Source organism: Burkholderia sp. Ac-20344, assembly GCF_017104975.1.
Lineage (GTDB): Bacteria > Pseudomonadota > Gammaproteobacteria > Burkholderiales > Burkholderiaceae > Burkholderia.
The window spans coordinates 23,063-30,392 of sequence record NZ_JAAGPP010000116.1; the positions used below are offsets into that span (position 1 = coordinate 23,063).

Annotated in this window: 5 protein-coding genes; 3 read left to right on the forward strand and 2 right to left on the reverse strand. The window is 68.2% G+C overall.

Annotated features, from left to right (window positions below):
• Positions 1 to 52 precede the first annotated feature (52 nt).
• Positions 53 to 1,303, forward strand: coding sequence for a mechanosensitive ion channel family protein (locus G3N64_RS28910; RefSeq protein ID WP_205787098.1), 1,251 nt, complete (start codon positions 53 to 55; stop codon positions 1,301 to 1,303).
• A gap of 54 nt (positions 1,304 to 1,357) precedes the next feature.
• Here G3N64_RS28910 and G3N64_RS28915 read toward each other — a convergent pair whose 3' ends face one another.
• Entirely contained in the window at positions 1,358 to 2,779 is a 1,422-nt protein-coding gene (locus tag G3N64_RS28915; RefSeq protein WP_205787099.1) for a PLP-dependent aminotransferase family protein, read from the reverse strand.
• A 155-nt stretch (positions 2,780 to 2,934) separates the two neighbouring features.
• Here G3N64_RS28915 and G3N64_RS28920 point away from each other — a divergent pair, with 155 nt between their 5' ends.
• Positions 2,935 to 5,259 (forward strand): FdhF/YdeP family oxidoreductase, encoded by a 2,325-nt coding sequence (locus G3N64_RS28920; protein ID WP_205787101.1) that lies wholly within the window; start codon positions 2,935 to 2,937, stop codon positions 5,257 to 5,259.
• A 12-nt stretch (positions 5,260 to 5,271) separates the two neighbouring features.
• On the forward strand, positions 5,272 to 6,192 hold the full coding sequence (locus G3N64_RS28925) for a bestrophin family ion channel (RefSeq protein ID WP_205787102.1): 921 nt from the start codon (positions 5,272 to 5,274) through the stop codon (positions 6,190 to 6,192).
• Between the two features lie 36 nt (positions 6,193 to 6,228).
• Here G3N64_RS28925 and G3N64_RS28930 read toward each other — a convergent pair.
• On the reverse strand, positions 6,229 to 7,330 hold a 1,102-nt coding region (locus G3N64_RS28930), incomplete at its 5' end, for an FUSC family protein (protein ID WP_205787103.1).

Genomic DNA, 7,330 nt, shown 5'->3' on the forward strand with positions numbered 1-7,330 from the left:
GCGCCGCACCGCGGCGCCGATTCAACGCACGAGAAGGCCCCTGTTTGCCCCTATGACCCTGAACGAATCCTGGTTTGCGCCGCTCGTCGGCATCCTTACCCTGCTCGCCGCCGCCGGCGCGATCACCGCCGTCGTCCATTTCCTGCTGTTCCGCGTGGTCGCGCGGCTCGCCCGGCTTTCCGCCACGCGCGTCGACGACGCGCTGTTCGAGTTCGGCGCGTTCAGGTGGCTGAACCGCATCGTCCCGTTCGTCGTGGTCAAGCTCGGGCTCGGCGCGGTGCCCGGCATCCCCGAGACGGCCGTGCAGGCCGCCGACAAGGTACTGTTCGCGCTGATCGTGTTCCTCGTGACGATGACCGTCAGCGCGACGCTTTCAGCGCTCGAACACACGCATCGCACGTACCAGCGCGATCAGCGCGGCCAGCCGCACCTGTCGCTGAAAGGCGCGATGCAGCTCGTCAAGCTCGTGATGTTCATCACGGCCGCGCTCGTCGTGATCGGCGACGCGACCGGCAAGCAGATCGGCCTGCTGCTGTCGGGCATCGGCGCGATGTCGGCGGTGCTGATGCTGATCTTCAAGGACACGCTGCTCGGCCTCGTCGCGGGCGTGCAGTTGTCGTCGAACGACATGCTGCGGATCGGCGACTGGATCACGATGCCGTCGGCCGGCGCGGACGGCACCGTGATCGACATCACGCTGAACACCGTCAAGGTCGCGAACTTCGATCACACGATCATCACCGTACCCACGTGGAAGCTGATCACCGAGAGCTACCAGAACTGGCGCGGAATGACCGAAGCGGGTGGGCGCCGCATCAAGCGCGCGCTGTTCGTCGACGCGACGAGCGTGCGTTTTCTCGCCAACGACGAGATCGAACGGCTCGAACGCCTGACGCTGCTGAAAGACTATCTCGAGGACAAGGTCGACGCGATCGAGCAATGGAACGGCACGCTCGGCGCGGCCGGCGACTGCCCGGCGAACCGCCGCCAGCTGACGAATCTCGGCACGTTCCGCGCGTATGTCGCGAACTACCTGAAGGGCCATCCGCGCATCCGCCGCGACATGACCTGCATGGCGCGGCAGCTGCCGCTCACGGCCGAAGGCATTCCGCTCGAACTGTACTGCTTCACCGACACGACGACGTGGGTCGACTATGAATCCATCCAGGCCGACCTGTTCGACCACCTGATCGCCGTGCTGCCGGAGTTCGGGCTGCGCGTGTACCAGCACCCGTCGGGCTTCGACATGCGGCAGATGGCCGGCGCCGCGCAAGCCGGGCTGCAGGCGCCGCACGCGGGTTGATGCATGCGATGGCGGCCGGTCATCGGCCGCCGCTCGCCGCACGGCCCCCGGCACTCACCGCGCCGCGCACTCCGATGCGAGCCGCCCGAGCACCTTCAACGCATCCTCGATCTCCCGCGACCACGGATAGCTGTAGTTGAGCCGGATGAAATGCCGGTAATCGGTGCTCGCCGAGAACATGTGCCCGGGGCCGACCGTGATCCGCTGCGCGAGGGCCAGCGCATACAGCTTCATCGCATCGACCTGCGGCGGCAGCTCGACCCACAGCACATACCCGCCCTGCGGCTGCGACAGCCGCGTGCCTTCCGGGAAGAAGCGCCGCACCATCGCGCTCATCAGGCTCGCCTGCTGCGCGTACTGCTTGCGCATGCGCCGCAGGTGGAAATCGTAGCCGTCGAATTTCAGGTACTCGGCAATCGCGAGCTGCTCGATCGCGGGCGTCGCGAGCGTGTTCAGGAATTTCAGCTTCTCGACCTGGTCGCGGTAGCGGCCCGGCATCGCCCAGCCGATCCGGTAGCGCGGCGACAGGCTTTTCGTGAACGACGCGCAATGCAGCACCAGCCCGTCGCGGTCGAACGACTTCAGCGCGCTCGGCGTCGTGTCGCCGAAGTGCAGCTCGTGATAGACGTCGCTCTCGATCGCCGGCACGCCATGCTTCGCCAGCAGCTCGACGAGCGCCCGCTTGCGCACATCGGGCATCTGGAAACCGAGCGGATTCTGGAAGTTCGGCATCACCATGCACGCGGCGATGCGCTCGCGTTCGAGGATCCGTTCGAGCGCGTCGAGATCGATGCCGTCGACCGGATGCGTCGCGACTTCCAGCGCGCGCATGCCCATCCGCTCGATCGCGTGCAGCATCGCGTAGAAGGTTGGCGATTCGACGGCGATCGTGTCGCCCGGCTTCGCGACGGCCTGCAGGCACAGGTTGATCGCCTCGGTCGCGCCGATCGTCACCACGATCTCGCCGGGCTCGACCGCGATCCCGCGCTCCGCATAGCGCCGCGCGATCTGCCGGATCAGCTCCTGGTTGCCGGGCGGCAGATCGTCGATCACGCCCCAGCGCGTACGGCGGCGGCCGATCGTCTGCGCATAGCGGGCGAGACGCTGGACCGGAAACTGCGACGCATCGGGATACGGCGAGCCGAGCGGCACCGCGTCGTCGCGCGAGATCGAGCGCAGCGTCGACAGCACGAGCCGGCTCACGTCCACGGCCGACGGCTCGGCGGCCGGCGCCGACATGTGCAGCTCGGCCTCGGCCGGCGCCGACGCGCGCGCGCGGACGAAATAGCCCGATTGCGGCCGGCTTTCGATCAGGCCGCGGCTTTCCAGCACGAGGTACGCGCGCAGCACGGTCGTGACGCTGAGCTGCTGCTGCCGGCTCGCCTGCCGCACCGACGGAATCCGCTCGCCGGTCCGGTACACGCCACGCTCGATCTGCGCCTGGAGATCGTCGGCCAGTTGTTCGTAACGCTTCATGCGCCTTCCTTTCAACTTCCCTTCAACAACACAGTTGCGATCCGCACTGTATGAATGGCCGAAACTGTACTCTTTTTTGAGGTGAACAGGTGTACACACAGCCGGACGGGGGGCGCGCGTACTCTGCAGCCATCGACCCCGACACCCGTTGCATCATGAAAAAGAAATCCGCCACCGCGCGCATCGAACCGTACACCCACCCGGCCGCCGGCTGGGGCGCGCTGAAAGCCGTCACGATCAACCTGATCAAGGAAAAGGTCGCCGGCGGCAACTACCGCACGCTGCTGCGCCAGAACCAGCCGGACGGCTTCGACTGCCCGGGCTGCGCGTGGCCCGACCGCCAGCACGCGTCGACGTTCGAATTCTGCGAAAACGGCGTGAAGGCGGTGGCCGCCGAAGCGACGAGCAAGCGCGTGACGCCCGAATTCTTCGCCGCGCACACGGTCGCCGAACTGCTCGAACAGTCCGATTTCGAACTCGAACAGCACGGCCGGCTCACCGACCCGATGGTGTACGACGCGCAGACCGACCGCTACGTGCCGATCGCGTGGGACGACGCGTTCGAGCTGATCGCGCGCCATCTGCGCGCACTGCCCGATCCGAACCAGGCCGCGTTCTACACGTCCGGCCGCGCGAGCAACGAAGCGGCGTTCCTGTACCAGTTGCTCGTGCGGCTGTACGGCACGAACAACTTCCCCGACTGCTCGAACATGTGCCACGAGGCGACGAGCCGCGGGCTGCCGGTGTCGGTCGGCGTCGGCAAGGGCACGGTCACGCTCGACGATTTCGAACATGCGGACACGCTGCTGATCTTCGGCCAGAACCCGGCCACCAACCACCCGCGGATGATGGGCGAACTGCGCGAGTGCGCGAAGCGCGGTGCGACGATCGTGTCGATCAACCCGCTGAAGGAACGCGGCCTCGAACGCTTCGCCGATCCGCAAAGCCCCATCGAAATGCTGACGATGTCCGGCACGAAGATCGCGTCGACGTTCATCCAGCCGACGATCGGCGGCGATTTCGCGCTGATCAAGGGAATGGCGAAGCGCGTGCTCGAACTCGACGACGCCGCGCGTGCCGCCGGTGCGCCGCGCGTGCTCGACACCGCGTTCATCGACGAGCACACGGCCGGCTTCGACGCGTTCGCCGACGACCTGCGCAGCGAAAGCTGGTCCGCGCTGACGGCCGAAAGCGGCGTGCCGTACGAGCAGATCGACGGCCTCGCGCAGCGCTATGCGCGCAGCGAGCGCGTGATCGCGACGTGGGGCATGGGCATCACGCAGCACAAGCATTCGGTCGCGACCGTGCAGATGCTGACGAACCTGATGCTGATGCGCGGCAACATCGGCCGCCCCGGCGCGGGCCTGTGCCCGGTGCGCGGCCACTCGAACGTGCAGGGCAACCGCACGGTCGGCATCGAGGAAAAGCCGTCGCAGGCGTTCCTCGACCGGCTCGGCCAGGTGTTCGACTTCGAACCGCCGCGCCACCACGGCTACGACGTCGTCGAGACGATCGAGGGCATGCTCGAAGGCCATGTGAAAGTGCTGATCGGCCTCGGCGGCAACTTCGCGATGGCGACGCCCGACACGCCGCGCACGTGGGAAGGCATGCGCCGCTGCGACCTCTCCGTGCACATCACGACAAAGCTGAACCGCAGCCACCTGATCCACGGCCGCGACGCGCTGATCCTGCCGACGCTCGGCCGCACCGAGATCGACCTGCAGGACAACGTCGCGCAAGGCGTGACGGTCGAGGATTCGATGAGCATGGTCCACGTGTCGTACGGGATGAACAAGCCGGCGTCGCCGAACCTGATGTCGGAGCCCGCGATCGTCGCGCACATGGGTCATGCGCTGTTCGGCAGCGGCAAGATCGACTGGCTCGCATACAAGGACGACTACGCGAAGATCCGCGACGCGATCGAGGCGACGCTCGACGGCTTCTACGACTACAACACGCGCATCGCGCGGCCGGGCGGCTTCCACCTGCGCGTGGCATCGCGCGACCGCGAATGGCTCACGCCGACGGCCAAGGCGAACTTCATCGCGCACGCGCTGCCGGCCGACACGCCGATCCAGCGCGCCCGCGCGCTGCACGGCGAACGCCTGATGACGCTGATGACGACGCGTTCGCACGACCAGTACAACACGACCGTCTACGGGCTCGACGACCGCTATCGCGGCGTGTTCGGCCAGCGCCGCGTGGTGTTCGCCAACCGCGACGATCTCGCGATGCTCGGCCTGAAGGCCGGCGACTGGGTCGACATGGAAACCGTGTGGCACGACGGCATCGAGCGGCGCGCGGACGGCTTCCTGCTCGTCGAGTACGACATCCCGCGCGGCTGCATCGGCGCGTATTACCCGGAAACCAACCCGCTCGTGCCGCTCGACAGCGTCGGCGACGTGTGCAACACGCCGACGTCGAAGTCGATTCCGGTGCTGCTGCATCGCGCGGCCGCGCCGGCCTCGATCGCCGCCTGACGGAGCACGGCGATGATCGTTCGTCCGCGCGAGCACTGGCTGCGGATGCTGCTCGTCTGGAACGGCTCGGTGCTGCCGACCATCCTGCCGCAGCTCGTGCTGACGCTCGCGATCAGTCTCGTCGCGGTATGGGGCGGCGGCCGCGTGCTCGGCGAGAAGGTGCCGCTGAACCCGACGCCGTTCACGCTGATCGGGCTCACGCTCGCGATCTTTGCGGGGTTTCGCAACAACGCGAGCTACGAACGCTACCGCGAAGGCCGGCAGCTCTGGGGCGGCGTACTGACCGCCACGCGCACGCTGGTGTCGCAGGCGCTCTGCTACGGGGCGATCGACCGTGACGATGCATCGCGGCGCGCGTTCGTGCGCACGGTCGTCGCGTTCGTCTATGCGCTCAAGCATCAACTGCGCGGCACCGATCCGGCCGCGGACCTGCGCGGGCTGCTCGACGGCACCGCGTACGCGCGCGTCGCCGCTTCGCGTTTCCGCCCGGTCGTCATCGCGCACGAATTGCGCGAAGCGTTCGCCGCACGCGCCGATGCGGGCCGCCTCTCCGATACGCGGCTCTGGATGCTCGACGCGCGCCTCGACGATCTCGTGTCGATGGTGAGCGGCTGCGAACGGATCGCATCCACGCCGATCCCGTTCTCATACGACGTGCTGCTGCACCGGACCATCTACGCGTACTGCGTGCTGCTGCCGTTCGGTCTCGTCGATTCGATCGGCGCGGCGACACCGTTCGTCACCGTGTTCGTCGCCTATACGCTGATCGCGCTCGACGCGATCGCGCATGCAATCGCCGAACCGTTCGGCGACGGGCCGAACCATCTCGCACTCGATGCGATGACGCGGCAGATCGAGCGCACGCTGCTCGAACTGAACCGCGAGCCGCTGCCGGCGGAAGTGACGCCCGGCAAGGCCTATCGCCTCAGTTGACGCGCGGGCCGCCGCTCACGCGCGTCGCTCCCTCCGTCAACCCCGGCGACCGCGCAGGAAGCCATTGTGCGCGGCCGCCGTCTCCGCGATCGTTCTCAGCAACACCGCACCGCGCAGCAATGCTCGGCCGTCGTCGCTGTCGACCTCGGTCACGCGCCGCAGCAGCACACGGGCCGCCGTATCGCAAGCTCGCTCGAGCCGCGCTAAATCCGCGTGCCCGACCCGCCCCCGCACGACCGCGACCACACGGCGCGCCTTCGGCTCGCGCGTCGCCAGGTCGGCGAGCGCCAGCAGGCTGTCGCCGATCGTCCAGGCCGCGAGCAGATCGCGCAGATCGCGCTCGATGAGGCTGGGTGGCAGACGGCCCGCGAAACCGAGTTCGCGCCCGAGACGATCGGCCGTGCAGCTCAGCCACGCGCTCGCTTGCCATGCCCGTGGATTGCGCGCGATGCGCGCCAGGTCGGCGCGCACCGCGCGATGCAGGCGCCGCCGGCTCGTACCGGGATCGCCGGGAAACACGAGCGCGAACACCAGCGCCCCGAACGCGATGCCGAGCAGCGTGGCGAGCGCCGAATTGAGAAACGCGGCGTCGCCGATGCGCGCGGTGTTGTCCGGCGACGTGAAATTCCAGAAGAAGATCGAGAAGCCGCTGCCGATGCCGGCCGTGCGCGGATTGCGCATCGCGATGCCGGTGCCGATCAAGAACACGCCGAGGATGGTTGCGAGCATCTCGAAACCCGATACCGCCGGCAGCAGCACGAAATTGCAGAGCGCGCCCGCAACCGCCGCGCAGGCCGCCCCTTTCAGGAAGCCGACGGTCGCGCCCACCGAGTTCGGGCGCGTCGAGAACAGCGCGCAGACCACGCCCGTGATCGCGACGAACCCGGCGCCCGACGGCCACGCGGTGACGATCCAGAGCGCCGAGGCGACCAGCACCGCGACGAACGCGCGGATCCCGTTGTGCCACGCGAGCACCGGATCGTGGTGGAACGCATAGCGCACGCGCGACGCCGGCGGGTTCGGCCGGTCCAGCTGCGCCTTGCCCGCCAAGGCGGCGTCGAACCCGGCAAGCAGCGCCGCCAGCCGGTCGAGCGTGAGCAGGCGCGACGGGTCCGAGCCGGCCGGCTCCGCGGCCTCG

Coding starts and splice junctions, on each gene's coding strand:
- G3N64_RS28910 (WP_205787098.1), top strand. CDS start 53: ATGACCCTGAACGAATCCTGGTTTGCGCCGCTCGTCGGCATCCTTACC.
- G3N64_RS28915 (WP_205787099.1), bottom strand. CDS start 2,779: ATGAAGCGTTACGAACAACTGGCCGACGATCTCCAGGCGCAGATCGAG.
- G3N64_RS28920 (WP_205787101.1), top strand. CDS start 2,935: ATGAAAAAGAAATCCGCCACCGCGCGCATCGAACCGTACACCCACCCG.
- G3N64_RS28925 (WP_205787102.1), top strand. CDS start 5,272: ATGATCGTTCGTCCGCGCGAGCACTGGCTGCGGATGCTGCTCGTCTGG.